Genomic DNA, 17,759 nt, shown 5'->3' with positions numbered 1-17,759 from the left:
GCTTTATTGAAAGGTCATAACCTCATTACGGATTTCAAGCGGAGCGCCTGTTGATTCAACCACTTCTTCGACCGAATGCGGATACATGACTTCTCTCAGGACAAGCTTTTCATTCTCGATGTCAATCACCGCTTTTTCGGTAATGATCATATGAGCTCCTCTTTTTACAGTAAGCGGCAATTTGCAATTTTTTACGATTTTGGGGTTCCCCTCTTTATCGGAATGGTTCATCAGCACAATGACTTTTTTTGATTTTTGGGCAAGATCAATCGCACCACCCATACCTGGCACTCTTTTTCCAGGAACAATCCAGTTGGCAATATCCCCCTGTTCACTTACTTCCAGGGCGCCCAGCACCGTTATATCGAGCAGCCCACGGCGTATGATCCCAAATGCCGTGGCACTGTCGAAATATGAGGCCCCGGGAATCAGCGTTACCGGATACCCCCCTGCATTGGAAAGGTTGCCGTCTTCTTTTCCCGGCGGTGGAGACCCTCCCATGCCGAGAATGCCATTTTCCGTATGCAGCATCACCCCATAGTTTCCTGGAATATAGTCCGCGACAAGAGTCGGAATACCGATCCCCAAATTCACAATCATCCCCCGTTCAATTTCCAGGGCGGCTCTCCTTGCTATTTGGTGTCTTGTTTCAATTCCCAGACCCATTTCCAGTCCACCCCTTTGCTTTGAACGATATAATCCACAAAGACCCCCGGTGTTACCACACATTCCGGATCCAGCTGTCCTGCAGGAACGATTTCTTCCACCTCGGCTATAGTCACATTCCCGGCCATAGCCACCAGCGGATTGGTATTTCTTGCGCTCTTATCGTATATGAGATTGCCATACGTATCCGATTGTTTTGCATATACGATGGAAACATCCGCTGTAAGCGCCGGTTCAACCATGAACGTTTTTTCTTGCACTTCCACTGTTTGCTTTCCCTTTTCCACGATGGTTCCGAATCCGACATCCACCAGAATCCCGCCAAGCCCCATTCCACCGGCTCTGATTTTTTCAGCGAGCGTTCCTTGAGGAATGAATTCGACGGCGAGTTCACCATTTTGCATCTGTTTACCTGCCTCCGGGTTGGAACCGATATGAGAGGCGATTAATCGGGAAACCCGTTTTTCGGTAATCAGCTTTCCCGGTCCAATCCAGGGGAATCCTGTATCGTTGCTGATCATGTAAATGTCCTTAATCTGTCTATCAATCAACACATTAATCAAGCCCGGTGGAGCGCCCACCCCACCAAATCCGCCGACCATCAGTGTCATGCCGTTAAAGAAATGGGCTGCTGCTGCTTCTATAGATATCTGCTTGGTTTTTGATGAACCTTCTGTTGATTGGGATACCATTCTTTATCATCCCTCCTTAACTTGTCGCTTTATGGGCGAGTATACCAGCTGAAATGAGGCTGTTCATCAGTTCCTCCATACTTTCATCCAGTATTCTTAGCATTTCATAGATTTGGAATGAGGTAATGGTTAAAGGAGGGGAAATCAGTACGGAATCTCCCTCAAATCCAGTAACTCCGCCAAATGCCGGATATATAACAAGCCCGTTTTTAAAACAGAGTGAAATAAACAGTTCCCCCACACGGTGGGAGGCTGAAAAAGGAACCCGGGTGGCCGCATCGCTAACCATCTCCAGCCCGCATAGCAGCCCTTTTCCTCTGACTTCACCGATGATTGAATATTTTTTCTGAAGGTCCTGAAGACCCGCTATCAGTTTTTTTCCCTGCTCCTCTGCGTTCCGTACAAGTTCGTGCTTCTCCATATACTCGATCACTTCCCCGCAAACTGCCGCTGACAGCGGATTGGCACTGAAGGTATGCCCACTCATGACAATTTTAGAGCCCTTTCGAATCACATCAATGATCCGGTCAGATACCATTGTAGCGGCCATTGGTGTATATCCCGCACTCATACCCTTGCCTAATGTCATGATATCGGGCTCAATTCCCCAATGCTCTACCGCAAACATTTTCCCTGTTCTTCCCATACCTGTCATGACCTCATCTGCAATCGTCAGGATGTTGTGCCGGTCACAAATCTCTTTGATTTTCCCGTAGTAGCCCGGAGGCGGGGTTATGGCACCTCCAGCTGCACCCACAATTGGTTCAAAAATAAAAGCCGCAATGTTTTCGGCCCCTATGTCCCCGATGGCCCGCTCCAGCTCATTGCCGCACGCAAGCCCGCATCCCGGATAGGATTTGCTCAGCGGGCAGTGGTAACAATAGGGAGCTGCAACCGCAGGGAAATCTTCAAGCAGGTCAGAAAAACGTTCTCTTCTCAGGGCATGCCCTGACATTGACAGCGCTCCCAGGGTTATTCCATGGTAGCTGGTCCATCTGGAAATGATTTTTGTCTTTGTGCGGATCCCCTGCTCTTGAAAATATTGAATCGCAACCTTCAATGCTGTTTCGGTTGCTTCTGAACCGCTGTTTACAAAAAATGTCCAGTTCAAATCTCCCGGAGCCATAGCTGCGAGTTTATTTGCCAGACGTTCAGACGGAGCACTTGTGAAATGGGAACGATACACAAACGCAATCTGTTTTGCTTGTTTCTCCAAGACTTGGGCAATTTCCTCCACGCCATGACCAATGTTCGCTGTTATCGCTCCAGATGAACCATCGATATACCGTTTCCCTTCTGAATCGTACAAATATATACCCTTACCATGGCTGATTGTCGGATAATTTGCGTCCAAAACCGGTTTGATGATGCCTGATTTCTCCACGGGGGGCACCCCTCTCTCTTATGTTGGAAAGCAACGGATGTAGATCCGTTGCTTTAAAAGGTTCAATTATAAAATTTAAAGTAATTCTTCTTTAAAAAACGTTCTGTGGCCATCAGTTCGTTAAATGACACCACTTTGCCCAGCTTTTTTGTATCAATCAAAAGCAATTGATCTTCGATCTCTTCAACCACATGATCTTCATGGTATTCCATGCCGCAGGATGAACAACATACAGCAGGAATCTCATCAATCTGGAGCGCGCGGGTTCCATCATGAAGCTCCCAGTAGCCTGTTTTTGTCATATGCTCAGCTGCTTCTTCATTGCACCACATGCATTCCTTCACCAGCTGCACCTCCTTTAGGCTTCTTTTACCGGGGCATCGTCAGATTTAACGGCTTCTTTTTGCTGTTCATGCTTATATTTTTTTTCTTTCATTTCATCCCTTTTTCCGCGCTTATCCTTAAGAGTGGCATGCTCGGGATTCGTCTCATACGTTTTTCTGCGGTCGAACCGGTTCAATCCTTCCGGAACTATATTAAACTTTTCATCTTTCATAAGAGCGGTGATGCCGATCGCTGCAGGCTGCTCTGTAATATTCATCGTTTCATTAAAATAACCGTCCGCTTTTCCCGGCACATAGTTTTGCGGCTCAGGATAGGAAGTGATCACGCCTTCAAAATTTCTCAGGATCACTTTATCGGGACTTTGTGATATAAGGTAATTCGGCTGCAGGGAAATTTTTCCGCCACCTCCAGGTGCATCTACAACAAAAGTTGGAACCGCATAACCTGACGTATGCCCGCGAAGTGCTTCGATAATTTCAAGACCTTTAGAGACCGGCGCCCGGAAATGGCCGATTCCCTCGGACAAATCGCATTGATAAATATAGTAAGGGCGGACCCTGATTTTTACGAGGTCATGCATCAATTTTTTCATAATATGTGTGCTGTCATTGATCCCGGCAAGGATAACAGACTGGTTGCCGACCGGAACTCCGGCATTTGCCAGCATTTCACAAGCCCGTTTGGATTCCTCGGTAATTTCTATCGATGTATTAAAATGAGTGTTCAGCCAGACAGGATGGTATTTCTTTAAAATATTGCATAGGTTCTCTGTAATCCGCTGTGGAAACACGACTGGAGCACGGGTTCCAATTCGGATAATTTCCATATGCGGTATGGCTCTTAACCTCTTTAAAATGTATTCGAGAATGTTATCGTTAATTAATAAACCATCGCCTCCCGAAATCAGGCAATCCCGTACCTGTGGAGTAGCGGCAATATAATCAATTGCGGCGTCCAGCTGCTTTTTTGGAACCCCCATGCCAATCTGGCCGGAGAACCTTCGCCTTGTGCAGTACCGGCAATACATCGAGCACTGATTGGTTACAAGAAAAAGGACCCGGTCAGGATATCGGTGGGTCAATCCCGGTACAGGTGAATCCTCGTCTTCATGAAGGGGATCTTCCAAATCATATTTTGTTTTCAGGATTTCCTTGCCAACAGGAACCGACTGCATTCGTATCGGGCAGCGGGGATCATCCCGGTCCATCAGCCAGGCATAATAGGGGGTGATATTCAGCGGGATGGTCATAGTTGATATGCGGACGCCTTCCTCTTCTTCAGGCGTTAAATTGACAACCTTTTTTAAATCATCCAGGGTTCTTACGGTATGCGTCAACTGCCATAGCCAGTCATTCCATTGTTCTTCTGTGACATCCTTCCATAACTCGATCTCTTTCCAATGTCGTTTTGGCTGGTACAATCCATTTACGATCGGCATGATGTTACCTCCTTGTATACTGAGCTCATATACTCCAGTTGCAAGTTTCGTGCCAAATGCACAGCCCCGCATGATTGACGGTTTTTCTGCGTCTGTGCGGTTTATTACCACTGTATGCGGTAGCACACCTGGATGGGAAAAAGAAAAAACCGCCGAAAATTCGGCGGTTCGTCATGTTTTCATTCGTAATTTATATTGAAGGGTTTGTCGCGGGATTTTTAAGAGCTGTGCTGCTTGTTGGATGTTGCCGTCTGTTTTGGAAAGCGCGGTGGAAATCAGTTCCTCTTCCCTTCTTGCCAGTGCTTCTCGCAAAGGCACGATAGATGTTTCTGCCTGTGGTTTGCTCTTACCCAAAAGGTGATCGGGGAGGTCGGAATTCCGGATAGGCTGATGATCCTCTGCCATGTTCATTGCGTATTCAATGACATGCTTGAGCTCACGTACATTTCCCGGCCAATGATACTCGCACAGGAACTGCAGCGCTTTATCTGTAATGCCTTTCACTTGTTTATGAAAAGTATGGTTGTAGTGTGAAATAAAATGCCGGGCCAGAAGTTCAATATCCAATTGCCGTTCGCGAAGTGGAGGAACCTCAAAGAAAATAACATTCAGACGATAGTAGAGATCTTCCCTAAGTTTATTATTTTTAACACATTCCACCGGATGTTCATTTAATGCTGCCATAATTCTCACATTGACAGCCTTCCCTTTTGTTTCTCCTACCCTGCTCACCACTCCGTCCTGAAGCACCCGCAGCAGCTTGGCCTGGATATCAAGAGGCATGGAATTGATCTCGTCAAGAAATAATGTGCCCCCGTCTGCAATCTCAAAAAGCCCCGGCCGTTCCACGGCTCCCGTAAAACTGCCTTTTAAGGTGCCGAACAAAATACTTTCGAGCAACTGTGACGGAATAGCTGCGCAGTTTTGCGCAATAAACGGTTTGTTTTTTCGGGGAGACTGATTGTGAATCCCTTGAATTAAAACTTCCTTGCCGGTTCCCGTTTCCCCAAACATCAACACGGGAGATGATGTCTGTGACACTTTTATCAGGAGGTGTTTCAATTGTTCAATGGCCGGGTCCGCCGAAATAAAATCATTCAGATGGTAGGAAGCAAAGTGCCCGTGGGACATTGATTTTGGATGGGCTTTATGAAATTGCGCCTGCATATCGAGAAGTTTTTCGGACAGCTGTTTGATTTTAGTCAAATCTTTTGAGATTTCAATCGCCCCGATCAGTTTACCATTGACTAACAGTGGAAGAGTGGTATTGACTGTATCCACTCTCTTTCCGTTAAAGTTCGTATAGGTTTGCTGCTCATTGATGATGGGCTTTCCGGTTTTGATTACTTTTAATAATGTACTCGTATCCTGATTGAGGGAAGGAAAAGCATCGAGAACATGATAGTCGATGACATCACTTACCTTCAACCCATCCAGTGAGGCTGCTACTTCATTATAAAAAATGGTCATCCCCTTTGCATCGACCGCATGAATGCCCTCGTCAATCGTTTTTAAAATGGCCTTCAGTATTTCGATGGTTTCCACTTTTTCTTTCATCACGGGCACCTCCATTGGGATAAAAGACATGCTGCTGAAAATTCATCACAACTGCCGAAAATCCGGCACTACATGGAGGATAAATCTTTTACCCACAAATTCATGTCTTCGTATTTATCAAAAATAAGGCAGTTTTTGATCAATCTCCCTTGATACAGGTAGCCTCTCTGAGAGAAAACAGCGTTCATTCCAAAAGATAAGGAACGAGCAATTGAATAGGCACAATAGATGTGGCGGGATTTTAGCTCTTGTTCCAGTTGGTCGATCAGTATTTTCATCAAACCGTATTTTCGATGTTCCTGAAGTGTGGCACAATCCGTAAGTTCAGCATTGTGGTAGGTCTGGTTGATGTCGGCAGAAGCCGCGCTTACTACTTCCCCCTGATGTTCGATGACAAAGTATACCGTGCCATTTTCCATTGTTTTTTCGATATAGTCAGAATCGTTCATAGGCGTGGGATAGACTTCAAAAACCTTGCTGTATAATCCTGCCAACCGGTTGCCATCTTCAGGAACCGCCTGGCGCATTGAATACGATTCCGGCAAAACAGTTTCTTGTTTCGCGGGCGGATTGGAATGAATCTTGTCCATGATTCGGTCCTCTTCCACCCAAAAGTCACTTCGTTTGCGTTCGTTGCTATAATATTTGCACATGGCTACGCAATCGCTGCCATTAAAATAACGGCTGAACCATGCCTCAGGTAGAAATCCTAATGAAAGCAGTTCAGAAAGATGTTCTGCTCTTGCTTTAACAATTACTTTAGAAAAGCTATGCTGCTCGGCCAGGTCGTGAATAGCCTTGACTATCGATTGGATGTTTCCTCTGTAATCGTCAACTCGAAGCCTTTCATTAAAATAATCAAGGCAAATGGAAGCTTTAATGTCATGCTGCTCAATCGTTGTATCTTTGTAGAATGTATCTGTTTGCATACTCTTGCACCCCCTGATTTACTCTTCTTCCCTATTCCATATGTAATGAAGGGATTCCTTCAAGATTCTTTTTTCCAGAAAAAAAGCCGCCAACGAAGCCTTTCACTGGCATTTCATTGAGCTGCTTTTTCTTTTATTTGATACTTTATATACGGTACGTGAAATTTTACTTTTTCGTTTCAACCGGATTGTCGTCATAGGATATCCAGTCGCTCCAGCTGCCTGGATACAGTACCAGCTGTTCAATACCCGCTTCACTCATGCCGAGGATGTTGGCACACGCTGTGACTCCGGAGCCACAATATACGATAATTTCTTTTTTGCCGGCAAGATCTTTATGAAGGCGCTTCAATTCCTCTGTCGGATGCCATTCTTTTGTGCTGTTGATGTTCTGTAACCATGGTTTGTTTACAGCCCCCGGAATGTGTCCCGCCTTTTTATCGATCGTTTCTTGTTCACCACTGTACCTTGCCGCATCCCTTGAATCGATAATAACCGCATCTTCTTTTTGCATCGCTTGCTTTACATCTTCCATTCCCACTGCCTGCCAATCACTTTCGCGGATATTGAAGTCTTTTGGTTCAACGATGGTACGTTCATCTGTAACAGGATACCCGGCTGCTTCCCAGGCGGAGTACCCTCCCTGTAAAACAAACACTTTTTCGTGTCCCAGAAATTTAAGCATCCACCATAACCGTGCGGCCATTGAACCATTCTGGTCGTCATAGGCTACTACTGTTTTTTCATCATTGATGCCAAGTCTGCCAAACGTTGCAGCTGCCTCTTCTTTGGAGGGCAATGGATGGCGGCCGCCGTGCTTTGTTACTTCTCTTGATAAATCCTTGTTCAGATCAACATGGATGGATCCGGGAATATGGGATTTTAAATACCTGTTTCTTCCTTCTTCCGGCTCTGCCAAATTAAACCTGCAGTCGCAAATCAGGATATTCGAGCGTGATAAATGAGTCCTAAGCCATTCTTGTGTTACAATGTGTTTCATGAGGCGACTCCTTTCGAAAATAATTACGTTATTTTTTGAAACATAGGGGAAACTGATGTCATAAGCATTACTAGTAAAGTGAGGATTGATAACATGGATAATCATATTCCAGAAGCCTGTATTGTACTCTTTGGAGCTACAGGTGACCTGGCTCACCGTAAACTGTACCCTGCGCTCTTCCAATTGTACCAAAAGGAAAAGCTCAACGAAAAGTTTGCAGTAATCGGAGTGGGAAGAAAAGATTTTTCACATGAGAAATTCCGGGAGGATGTTATTGCTTCCGTTGCCAAAACTGGGGATTTCCCATCTGAGAAAGTGGATACATTTGCATCACATTTTTATTTTATTCCAATGGATGTTACAAATGAAAAAAGCTATCATCAATTGAAAGAACTTGCCGATGAACTTGACAGCACCTATTCCCTTAACGGAAACCGCATGTACTATCTTGCCATGGCCCCACAATTTTTCGGGACCATTCCTACCTTCCTGAAATCGGAAGGATTGACAGAGACAAGTGGTTGGCAGCGTCTGGTTATTGAAAAACCATTCGGCCATGATCTTGCTTCTGCCACCGAACTTAACGAACAGCTTCAAAGAAGTTTCCCGGAAGAGAGCATTTACCGCATCGACCACTATCTTGGAAAAGAAATGGTGCAAAACATCCAGGTAATCCGTTTCGGAAATGCAATTTTTGAATCCATCTGGAATAATAAGTACATTTCTTCTGTACAGATTACTTCCAGTGAAACCCTCGGTGTAGAAGACCGCGCTTCATATTATGAAAAATCCGGAGCGATTCTGGACATGCTTCAAAACCATATGCTGCAAATGGCTATGATGGTGGCCATGGAGCCGCCTGGCGGATTGGATCCAAAACTGATCCGGGACGAAAAAGTAAAGGTCCTCCGTGCGCTGCGTTTTTATAATGAAGATGAAGTGGCGAAAAATATTATTCGCGGCCAATACAAAGAAGGCTCAATGAACGGGAAGACGGTTCCTGCCTACGTTGACGAAGAAAACGTAGATCCAGCGTCAAAAACCGATACATTTGTAGCGGCAAGAATTTTCATCGACAACTTCCGCTGGGCTGGCGTCCCGTTTTACCTTCGTACAGGAAAACGTATGGCAACCAAAGCGACAGAGATCGTTGTTCAATTTAAGAATGGCCCTATGGCCCTTTATCATGAACATAATGACCACTACCAGCCGAACCTGCTGAGAATCCACATCCAACCGGATGAAGGGTTGAGCCTTTCATTGAATGCGAAGCCGCAAGGAGATTTTCCTGCCCTGCTTCCAATTAACATGAACTACTGCAATAACTGCCAAAATGAGTTGAACACACCAGAGGCTTATGAAAAGCTGATGCACGACTGCCTGCAGGGCAATTCAACGTACTTCACCCGCTGGGATGAAGTTGCCCTTTCCTGGGAATTCATTGACGGCATTACAAACGCCTGGAAAAATAAGGACATTCCACTTTTCAAATATTCGTCTGGTACCATGGGACCTCTTGAAGCTGAAGAGCTCCTTAATGAAGACGGTTATACATGGTGGCCGCCGACCAACGTTCGAAACGAAATTAATCAATAAAAAAAACTCACGGCTTTCACAGCCGTGAGTTTTTTAATGTAAAGCAGGATTTAGGGATTTGGCAGGTTCTTCTGTTTGTTCCTTTTCGTCACTTTGTTTCTTTTCCTTTTCCCCTTTTTCACCTTTTTCAGGCTTGATCGCAAAGAATGCGAGCAGTGCGGCCAGCAGGCTTACGCCCGAAGAAACATAAAATACATAAGAATGATCCGATTTCATGATCAGAGCGTAGATCGGCGGTCCCAAGGCGACACCAACAAACCGCATCGAACTGTAAAGTGAAGTAATCGTTCCTCTTTCTTCTTTGTCAATACCCTCAGTAATTAACGCATCGAGACATGGCAAAGCGGCTCCGATTCCGATTCCGCTCACAAATAAAATGCCAAGCAGAAAATAAAGCCCGTCTGTGAACGTCACGCTAAGTATGGATACAGACAAAAGAAAAATACCGCAAAAGGTAAACCATTTCATCACCGTTTTATTTTGGCCGATTTTTTTCCCGGCAACAAACGAAGAAATGGAAAGCGCCAACAATGGGATAGCAAGAACAAACCCTTTTTTCACACCATTGATGCCATAAGTTTCCTCAAGCGTTGTGGACAAATAAAATAAAACACCAAAAAGGACGAACATAACAATGCCACCGATGGCAAAAGTTGCGATGAGCCATCTGGCATTACTTTTGAAGGTTTTCTTAAACGACTGCAAGAACTCCTTGAATGCAGCAGGTGCGTCTTCTTCTTTTTTTGGAGTTTTTACAAGAAACGAAACAAGGCCGATGGAGATCAGACAAAAAATCGGAATAAACCAAAAGGGCAAATGCCAGATGACTATGGCCAAGGCAGCCCCGATAATTGGGCTCAGCACTTTTCCGAACGTATTGCTTGTTTCAATTAAACCAAGGCCCGAGCTCACGTCCTTTTCATCCTTAAACATGTCCCCTACAAGAGGAAGAACAACCGGTGCTGCACCAGCAGACCCAATCCCCTGCAGCAGTCTTCCTAAAAGTATAATGTAGTAGGGATTATCCATTTTCCATGATGCCCATCCGGTGACCAGACCGCCGAGTCCAGCAATGATTAAGCTGGGAATGATTACTTTTTTTCTTCCAATCCGGTCAGAGAGATAGCCTGCAACGGGAATGAGTATAATGGCCACTATGGAATAAACCGTGATGATCATGGATACTTGAAACGATGAAATATGAAGTTGTTTTTCAATTGATGGCAAGACAGGAATAAGCATCGAGTTGCCCAGTGTCATCACAAGCGGTATGGATGCCAGTGAGATCAGAGCAAGCTTGTTGTTTGAATCTTTATGATTTGATTCCATATTCTCCTCCAAATCGCAAACAGGCGTTGATCTTTCTTAGTATGCTTTTATGCGCTTTTACCATACAAGAAAATCAAACCCATTGACTGGAAACAAAGATTAAGGCTAAACTTAGGAACAACGAACAAGGACACAGAGAGGAAGAAATACGTTGGAACATTTACTTAACCCTTCAGTGAAACATATCCAGATTTCAGGGATTCGAAAATTTTATAACCAGGTGAGCAACTATCCCGAAGCGATTTCATTTACCCTTGGCCTGCCCGATTTTCCGACCCCTGACCACATCAAGGAAGCTGCAAAGCGTGCGATCGATGAAAATAAAACCATCTACTCTCACAACGCAGGCTATTTGGAACTGCGGCAGGCTGCGGCAAGCTTTGTGTCTGAAAAGTACGGGCTCCAATATAATCCCGAAAATGAAGTGATCATTACAAATGGCGCGAGCGAGGCGATTGATATCTCTCTTCGTTCGATTTTGGAAGAAGGCAGCGAAGTTCTGCTTCCCGGTCCAGTCTATCCCGGCTATGCTCCTGTTATTGAAATGTGCAAGGCACAGCCTGTATACATAGATACCACAAAAACCGGCTTCAAGCTGACAGCAGATTTGATACGTGAACATTTAACTCCAAAAACAAGGTGTGTTATTTTACCCTATCCATCCAATCCGACAGGCTGCGTGTTAAACCGGGCCGAGCTTGAAGAGATCGCCGCTATGCTGTGTGAAGCCGATCTATTTGTTTTATCAGATGAAATATACAGTGAACTGACTTACACCGCTCCTCACGTTTCCATTGCTTCGATGGAAGGAATGAGAGAAAGGACAATCGTAATCAACGGTCTCTCCAAATCTCATTCCATGACAGGCTGGAGAATCGGTATGCTGTTTGCACCTGAAGAAATTGCGAAACATATGCTAAAGGTCCACCAGTACAATGTGACATGTGCGTCAACCATTTCACAGATGGCCGCTCTCGAGGCATTGACCAAGGGAATTGATGATGCGCTTCCAATGAAGAAAGAATACAGTCAGCGCCTTTCCTACGTCATGAAAAGGCTCTCTGATATGGGTCTGCATGCGGAAACTCCCGGCGGTGCTTTTTATGTCTTCCCAAATATCAAACCATTCGGGCTCACGTCGCTGGAATTTGCCACCCAACTGCTTGAATCCCAGCAAGTGGCCGTTGTCCCCGGTTCCGCTTTTTCCGACTATGGTGAAGGTTACATTCGCATTTCCTACGCAGCATCAATGGAACAGCTGACTACGGGTCTCAACCGGCTAGAAACATTTATTGCCACACTGGCCAACTAAAACTGCTTATCAAAAAACCAGGCATCGATTTAATCGGCTGCCTGGTTTTTTTTGCGGTCAACATATTCTTTTACCATGTCTTCCGTAATGATTTTCCGTTGGGGCACAATGCCCTTTTGTGCCAGCTGGTTCATTTGCCGGCTAAGGTCATTGATTTCTTTTACACTAAAAGGTTCCTGCTTGCTGCAGTGCTCAACAGCTTCCTCGATCAACTGTTCCCTTCTCTGTTCAAAACGAAGAAACTGAGCTACAACCTCATGCTGCTTACTTGAATGCTTGCTGATTTCCAAATGTACGCTCATCATGATGCCCACCTTTCTTTATTGATTAGAGTATACCATGTGCCTGTCTGTTTGTATTATTCTTCAAAAGATTTGCAATAATTTATCATTTTACAAAAGATTGAAAAGAGAATAAACTAGATTTTGCCGGTAAATTTCAAGAATATTACATATTGGGGGAGGAAGTAAACAATGAAAAAAGCAGCAACTTTAGGAATAGTGCTCCTGTTAGCCTTAAATGTGGGCTGCAGCCAGGAAAAAGAAACAAAAGGCAAAGAGCAGACAACAACAGAAGCTTCATCATCCAAAAATGCGGAAAAATCTGCACTTCTCGATTTTGAAGTGAATCTTGGAGCTAAATTGCGTGACTATCAGGCCCCATTTAATGCCTACACTGCCGCACTGGATCCGGAAAAGAAAACACCGAAGAGTGAAATTGAGAAGATGAAAAAAACTGCAAAATCAGCAGGAGCAAAAGCAGCAAAAGAGATTCCAGACCTTGATGTACCATCCTCCCTGCCTAAAGATGACCAGCAAACGTTTAAAGCAGCTTTCACAGATCTTGGAGCGTCCTATCAGACACGTGCAGATGGCCTTGGAGATGAAAAGAAAACCGCTCAGGCAGACGAAGAATTCCAGAAATTTCAGGATCAAGTGAATAAAATTCACAAGAAACTCGGTTTGATTGATGCCAACTTTGCAAATGAACTTCAATAAAACAAAAAAAGAAACCGTACAAATGACGGTTTCTTTTTTTGATTAAACGAGGTTGTTTAACGCTTCACGGGTTTTCTTCATCTCTTCCACCACGGATGGCGAATTCAATGTTTGAAGAAGCCCCTCGTAATAATCAGTATATTCTTTTATACGGAGTTCCCTTTCTTTTTGAGCCTCTACTGACAACAGCGGCTGATAATAACGGCCAAATACGTCTGCACTCTCATCTGTAAACCTTGATACCGGTCCTTCGAATAAGGTATACATTTGCTCCATTGCCTGTTTCTTGCCCCCCTGCTCAAAAAACTGCTTGGCATTTTTAAACTCTTTATAAACGGATTCCCTGCCTTCCACTTGTCCCAGTTCAGTTTCAACCACGAGCGTTTCAAATTGGACCCGCTCTTTTTGCATCTCATACTGCGGCGGATCCCATTGGGCAAGCTTCCTGTCAAGCTCTTCATTCATCTCCGACATCAACCTGACAATTACTTTTTCCACGCGGAGGACAGTAGCTCTCGATTCTTGCTGAAGATCAAATTGAATTGCCTGGTGAAGCTCTTTCCCGCTCTTAGGAAGTGCACTTTTTTGCTCTTTCACCGATCCGGAAATCACAGCGGGATTAAAGGCTTCATTAAAAAATTCAGTAAACCGGAGCATGACCCTCTGCTTCACGTAAAATAACAATTCCAGAATCTCTTTCTCCAGAGCTTCCTGTTTTTGTTCCAGTGAATAATCATTGATCTTCTTTTGAAGTTCACTCATTGTTCTCTGTAGTTCTTCCTTCTTTTGCTCCGCGTTTTCCTGATTGGCGACGGCTTCTGCAATGAAACGGTCCAGTACATTCCTCGCTTGTGATAGTTGCTTTTTAGCGGCAGTTACCATCACATGGGCCAGATCATGATTCAAAAACCCGGTAAATGCATTCATAAAACGGATATAGCCGGTTTCCTTTAAAAGATTGTCCTGCTGCCCGGCCAGGTTTCCGTACTTTTTCTTCAGCCTGCCAGCTTCATCAGGAAGCCAAGCTGATGGTTCTTTTTGCCCTAAAAGTGAAAAGTAGCTGGACATTGGGAATAATTTTGGCTTCCGGATTCCAAACTGGCGAAGGTTATCGCCCACGTGCCCGACCACATCCTGAAGTTCATCATCGTCTTTGGCCAGATCTGAAGCATTAATGACGAAAAACATTTTATCGAGTTCAAATGTATCTTTTACCCGGCCAAGCTGAATGAGAAACTCACGGTCTGCAGCCGAAAAGGCATGGTTGTAGTATGTGACGTACAATATCGCATCTGATTTTTTGATAAATTCAAAAGCAACATTCGTATGGCGGGCATTGATCGAATCAGCTCCCGGTGTGTCGACAAGGGTTACCCCCATCGAAGTTAATGCACATTCATAATAAACGGTGACACTCTCGGTAAAACAAGCTTTTTCTTCATCTGCCACAAAGGATTTAAACTGTTCAACAGAAACGGTTTGCTCTTTACCAAGCAGATCCCTAACCGCATCGAAACCCCTGCAGACGGCCTGAAGAAATTGGAGGTGCGGGCGGAGTTCATTGGATCGTTGGGAGCGGTCAATCGACTCTGAGATGGAAACCGCTTCTTTCATCGATCCGGCTTGTTTTCCAAAATGGACAAGGGATTGATTGATTTCACCCAGTAAATCCCCTTCCTTTTTAAAATAAATACGTGCAGTCCCATGCAAATGCTTCTCATCAGGGGGTGCTATTCGGTTGATGGTAGCCGTCGTGGGATTTGGAGAAACCGGGAGAAGATCCTCGCCAATCAAAGCATTTGCAAACGAAGATTTTCCTGCCGAGAAAGCACCAAATAAAGATACGGTAAAATCTCTGTTCTTCATTTTTTCGGCGAACTGGTTCATATCCGATGCTCGATTTTTCATCAAATGGAGCTTTGACAGAACAGCTGCTGCATTCTGAAGCTGCTCCGCTTCCTTCAGCAATTCATTTTCCTCTGTTTTGGCGTTCTTGTTGCTACCAGTTACAGAAGTATCATCCTCTTCAATGGTTTTTTTTACATCCGTATTTTCCGGAATTTCAGCCATGGTAACTCGTTGTATACGCTGAATCAGATGCTGTTCCGCCTCTTCAACCGCACCTTCTGTGTTTAATGGCCCGTTCAGAGAGCTATTCAGTTCCTCTGATACCTCATTCCATTTTTCCAGTATTTCTTGCTTGGTTTTGTGGGCGACAAGGATTTTTTCCTGTGCATCCAGCTCTGAGCGCAGTTTCTTAAGTTCATGATCCGACGCTTCTGAAGCTTTATCGGCCAATTGATGCAATTCATCCCGGAAATGAGTCGTATATTGTTTTTTGATTTCAGCCACCACGTCATTGCAATACTGCAGCACATAATTGCCGTTTAATGAAGCGCCAGGCTTGATGAGTGCTGCCATGGTCTCCTCACCAATGACAGGTTCACTTTTTACAGAAACCCCATGCGACTGTAAAAAGTCTTTCAAATGCCAGCTGATTTGTGTTTTCACATTTTCCTTTACCGACTCATAAAACGCATCCAGTCTTGCTTTTCTTTCTGCTTCGGTTTTCTTTCCAGCAAACAAAAGACCTACCTTAAAGCTGTCCTGGCGGCTCTCGATGTAATTCTTAGCCAGATCGCGGGTCTGAAACGGCATGAGAATCGCATTATCCAGAATATCCTTAAATTCCTTCATGATGCCGGTCTGATTTTCTTTCTTCTTCCGTTCCGCTGTTTCGATTTCCTCTGAGAGTTTTCCGGCGATGGCCTTGGCACTTTCCTTGTCTTGCTGACCTGCCAGCTCAAATGCTTCATGATGGTGTGCTTCATCAAGATCAAGACCATTCTGTACGGTTGTTCTGATCAAGCGCTCAGTCTCTTTGCGGGCATTCTCTTCCACCCATTCATCCTTGGCCAGGTAAAACTTTTGAAAAAGCATTTTAATTTCACGCAGCTGATTGCCTGGATGCCCCTTCTCCATGATCGTGGTAAAAAAGATATCCTCCGGCTCAATGTCCCAGCTTTTGAAGCCATTTTTCACCTTTTCAGCAAACGCAGAGAATGCCAATTCCTTTTCATTGTGCTTATCAATTTGGTTAACAATCAAATAAACCTTTTTTCCCTGCTCTTTTAACAGGCGGATAAAGGTGAAATTAAGCTGTGAGAGGACATGGTTATAGTCCATAATGTAAAAAACCACATCGGTCATATGAAGCGCAGATTCAGTGGCCACTTTATGCGCATCATCCGTGGAATCAATCCCAGGCGTATCATAAATGGCGATGCGGTCAGGAAGCAGATCCTGTTCCACATTGATTTCGATGCTTTCAATTTCATTTCCATTTTTCGCCCATTTTTTGATTTTTTCTAAATTAACGGGGGCATCGACATGAATGATCCCTTTGTCCCGAACTGTCACCCTTGCTGATGGTATTCCACTTTGAACTTTTACCACGTTCGCGCTTGTCGGGATCGGGCTTGAAGGAAGAATGTTTTCACCGATCAGCTCGTTGATCATACTTGATTTACCAGCCGAGAAATGGCCGCAAAAAGCGATGGCAAACTGCTGATTCTTTACTTTGTCATATAACTCCAACACAGCGCGGGCTTCCTGTTGTGCATCCAGTTCTTTCATCCCGCGGTAAACGGCAGCAAGTGAAGCTGCTGTCGGATTGATCGTTTTGTCTTTGGTTTCAGTCGTTCGTGCTCTATTCATTGAACTCTCCATTTATAATAGTCGTTCCTTACACTTTACCATAATTATGTATCTTTCTCTATGCTATTGATGAGAGAATTGTGCATTAATTCACGAAAAAAGATCATCCGTTTTTTTCCAGCACCCTTAAGATACGTTATATTGAGCGGGAAGGCTATAATTGCACGGCACCAACACACAATAGCACGAAAAAACAAGCAGACAATTCAGATTTCATCAAGCCAACCTATACTAAAAAAATCCCAAGAGATTTTCTTCACAGAAAGTACGCCATCCACCATTCATCCTGGAAAGAATCGTTGATCTTCACCTGTCCTTTTTGGACGCCTTCAACCACGAAGCCAGCCTTTTCATACAATTTGATAGCCACCTTGTTTTCCGAAAACACGGTCAGGCTGATCTTATACAGCCCATTCCTTTTTGCCCAGGCAATCGAATAACCCATAACCTCCTTACCGATACCCAAACCCTGTCCCTTTGAGTTAATCCATGTCCGAAACATCCCGGTATGACGTTTCATCGCCAATTCTCCTCTAAGGATTCGGGCAATGCCGATTACTTCTCCTTGTTTTTCAATCGCAGTATACATGTTTCCTTTCTCCTGACACTCTTCAATAAAAGCCTTTTCTTCATCGATGGTGCGCGGTCTCTCTTTCTGTAAAAACTCACCGGCTTCCACGATTTCTCTTACAGCTTCAATGATTTGAACGGCATCCGAAAAAACAACAGGGCGAAGTATTATCGTTTCACCGTTCTTCGCCGTAAATGTATGGTTGGTATTTTGAGTAATCATCGT

15 protein-coding genes are annotated in these 17,759 nt (G+C 44.5%); 3 read left to right on the top strand and 12 right to left on the bottom strand.

Going from position 1 to position 17,759, the window contains the following annotated elements:
• Positions 1–3 precede the first annotated feature (3 nt).
• From BLT53_RS06110 to BLT53_RS06075, 8 genes are all read right to left on the bottom strand, one after another.
• Positions 4–666 carry a 3-oxoacid CoA-transferase subunit B gene (locus tag BLT53_RS06110; RefSeq protein WP_090233488.1) on the bottom strand — a complete coding sequence of 221 codons (663 nt, stop codon included), beginning with the start codon at positions 664–666 and terminating at the stop codon, positions 4–6.
• Positions 633–1,358 (bottom strand): CoA transferase subunit A, encoded by a 726-nt coding sequence (locus tag BLT53_RS06105; protein WP_090233487.1) that lies wholly within the window; start codon positions 1,356–1,358, stop codon positions 633–635. Before BLT53_RS06105 ends, BLT53_RS06110 begins: the two co-directional genes overlap by 34 nt.
• Positions 1,359–1,374: 16 nt before the next feature.
• Positions 1,375–2,742 (bottom strand): aspartate aminotransferase family protein, encoded by a 1,368-nt coding sequence (locus tag BLT53_RS06100; protein ID WP_090233485.1) that lies wholly within the window; start codon positions 2,740–2,742, stop codon positions 1,375–1,377.
• Between the two features lie 62 nt (positions 2,743–2,804).
• Complete coding sequence (locus tag BLT53_RS06095; RefSeq protein WP_090236730.1) at positions 2,805–3,074, bottom strand: YokU family protein; 270 nt, start codon at positions 3,072–3,074, stop codon at positions 2,805–2,807.
• Positions 3,075–3,100: 26 nt separating this feature from the next.
• Positions 3,101–4,525, bottom strand: coding sequence for a lysine 2,3-aminomutase (kamA, locus tag BLT53_RS06090; protein WP_425284652.1), 1,425 nt, complete (start codon positions 4,523–4,525; stop codon positions 3,101–3,103).
• A 171-nt stretch (positions 4,526–4,696) separates the two neighbouring features.
• Positions 4,697–6,082: a sigma-54 interaction domain-containing protein gene (locus BLT53_RS06085; RefSeq protein ID WP_090233484.1), complete on the bottom strand. Its 1,386-nt coding sequence runs from the start codon at positions 6,080–6,082 to the stop codon at positions 4,697–4,699.
• A 68-nt stretch (positions 6,083–6,150) separates the two neighbouring features.
• Positions 6,151–7,011 (bottom strand): putative beta-lysine N-acetyltransferase, encoded by an 861-nt coding sequence (ablB, locus tag BLT53_RS06080; protein ID WP_090233483.1) that lies wholly within the window; start codon positions 7,009–7,011, stop codon positions 6,151–6,153.
• Between the two features lie 166 nt (positions 7,012–7,177).
• Positions 7,178–8,011: a sulfurtransferase gene (locus BLT53_RS06075; protein ID WP_090233481.1), complete on the bottom strand. Its 834-nt coding sequence runs from the start codon at positions 8,009–8,011 to the stop codon at positions 7,178–7,180.
• A gap of 93 nt (positions 8,012–8,104) precedes the next feature.
• Here BLT53_RS06075 and zwf point away from each other — a divergent pair, with 93 nt between their 5' ends.
• Positions 8,105–9,607, top strand: a complete 1,503-nt coding sequence (zwf, locus tag BLT53_RS06070; RefSeq protein ID WP_090233480.1) for a glucose-6-phosphate dehydrogenase — start codon at positions 8,105–8,107, stop codon at positions 9,605–9,607.
• A 33-nt stretch (positions 9,608–9,640) separates the two neighbouring features.
• Here the strand turns inward: zwf and bcbE are convergent, their stop codons facing one another.
• Positions 9,641–10,936, bottom strand: coding sequence for a bacillibactin exporter BcbE (gene bcbE, locus BLT53_RS06065; protein WP_090233478.1), 1,296 nt, complete (start codon positions 10,934–10,936; stop codon positions 9,641–9,643).
• Between the two features lie 151 nt (positions 10,937–11,087).
• On the opposite strand from bcbE, the gene BLT53_RS06060 reads away from it, so the two are divergent.
• The gene (locus tag BLT53_RS06060) at positions 11,088–12,248 is read left to right on the top strand and encodes an aminotransferase A (protein WP_090233477.1); all 1,161 of its coding nucleotides are present in this window, start codon (positions 11,088–11,090) and stop codon (positions 12,246–12,248) included.
• A 29-nt stretch (positions 12,249–12,277) separates the two neighbouring features.
• On the opposite strand, the gene BLT53_RS06055 is transcribed toward BLT53_RS06060, so the two are convergent.
• A complete protein-coding gene (locus BLT53_RS06055) occupies positions 12,278–12,553 on the bottom strand; it encodes a DUF2533 family protein (protein WP_090233476.1) in 276 nt (91 codons plus the stop codon).
• Positions 12,554–12,721: 168 nt separating this feature from the next.
• Between BLT53_RS06055 and BLT53_RS06050 the strand changes: the two genes are divergently transcribed.
• A complete protein-coding gene (locus tag BLT53_RS06050; RefSeq protein WP_090233473.1) occupies positions 12,722–13,246 on the top strand; it encodes a hypothetical protein in 525 nt (174 codons plus the stop codon).
• Positions 13,247–13,288: 42 nt separating this feature from the next.
• On the opposite strand, the gene BLT53_RS06045 is transcribed toward BLT53_RS06050, so the two are convergent.
• Together BLT53_RS06045 and BLT53_RS06040 are read right to left on the bottom strand one after the other, a co-directional pair.
• Positions 13,289–16,963 (bottom strand): dynamin family protein, encoded by a 3,675-nt coding sequence (locus BLT53_RS06045; protein ID WP_170834249.1) that lies wholly within the window; start codon positions 16,961–16,963, stop codon positions 13,289–13,291.
• Between the two features lie 256 nt (positions 16,964–17,219).
• Entirely contained in the window at positions 17,220–17,756 is a 537-nt protein-coding gene (locus BLT53_RS06040; protein WP_090233470.1) for a GNAT family N-acetyltransferase, read from the bottom strand.
• Positions 17,757–17,759: the final 3 nt, after the last annotated feature.

This window comes from Fictibacillus solisalsi (assembly GCF_900103485.1).
Taxonomy (GTDB): domain Bacteria; phylum Bacillota; class Bacilli; order Bacillales; family Fictibacillaceae; genus Fictibacillus_C; species Fictibacillus_C solisalsi.
The sequence above is the reverse complement of the archived record's forward strand: the minus strand, read 5'-3'. Positions and strand labels throughout refer to the sequence as shown.

What these genes read in the sequence shown, in the direction of transcription:
- bcbE (WP_090233478.1), bottom strand. Translation starts at nt 10,936, where the DNA reads ATGGAATCAAATCATAAAGATTCAAACAACAAGCTTGCTCTGATCTCA.
- BLT53_RS06110 (WP_090233488.1), bottom strand. Translation starts at nt 666, where the DNA reads ATGGGTCTGGGAATTGAAACAAGACACCAAATAGCAAGGAGAGCCGCC.
- BLT53_RS06085 (WP_090233484.1), bottom strand. Translation starts at nt 6,082, where the DNA reads ATGAAAGAAAAAGTGGAAACCATCGAAATACTGAAGGCCATTTTAAAA.
- ablB (WP_090233483.1), bottom strand. Translation starts at nt 7,011, where the DNA reads ATGCAAACAGATACATTCTACAAAGATACAACGATTGAGCAGCATGAC.
- BLT53_RS06045 (WP_170834249.1), bottom strand. Translation starts at nt 16,963, where the DNA reads ATGAATAGAGCACGAACGACTGAAACCAAAGACAAAACGATCAATCCG.
- BLT53_RS06105 (WP_090233487.1), bottom strand. Translation starts at nt 1,358, where the DNA reads ATGGTATCCCAATCAACAGAAGGTTCATCAAAAACCAAGCAGATATCT.
- BLT53_RS06075 (WP_090233481.1), bottom strand. Translation starts at nt 8,011, where the DNA reads ATGAAACACATTGTAACACAAGAATGGCTTAGGACTCATTTATCACGC.
- kamA (WP_425284652.1), bottom strand. Translation starts at nt 4,525, where the DNA reads ATGCCGATCGTAAATGGATTGTACCAGCCAAAACGACATTGGAAAGAG.
- BLT53_RS06040 (WP_090233470.1), bottom strand. Translation starts at nt 17,756, where the DNA reads ATGATTACTCAAAATACCAACCATACATTTACGGCGAAGAACGGTGAA.
- BLT53_RS06095 (WP_090236730.1), bottom strand. Translation starts at nt 3,074, where the DNA reads ATGTGGTGCAATGAAGAAGCAGCTGAGCATATGACAAAAACAGGCTAC.
- BLT53_RS06050 (WP_090233473.1), top strand. Translation starts at nt 12,722, where the DNA reads ATGAAAAAAGCAGCAACTTTAGGAATAGTGCTCCTGTTAGCCTTAAAT.
- zwf (WP_090233480.1), top strand. Translation starts at nt 8,105, where the DNA reads ATGGATAATCATATTCCAGAAGCCTGTATTGTACTCTTTGGAGCTACA.
- BLT53_RS06055 (WP_090233476.1), bottom strand. Translation starts at nt 12,553, where the DNA reads ATGATGAGCGTACATTTGGAAATCAGCAAGCATTCAAGTAAGCAGCAT.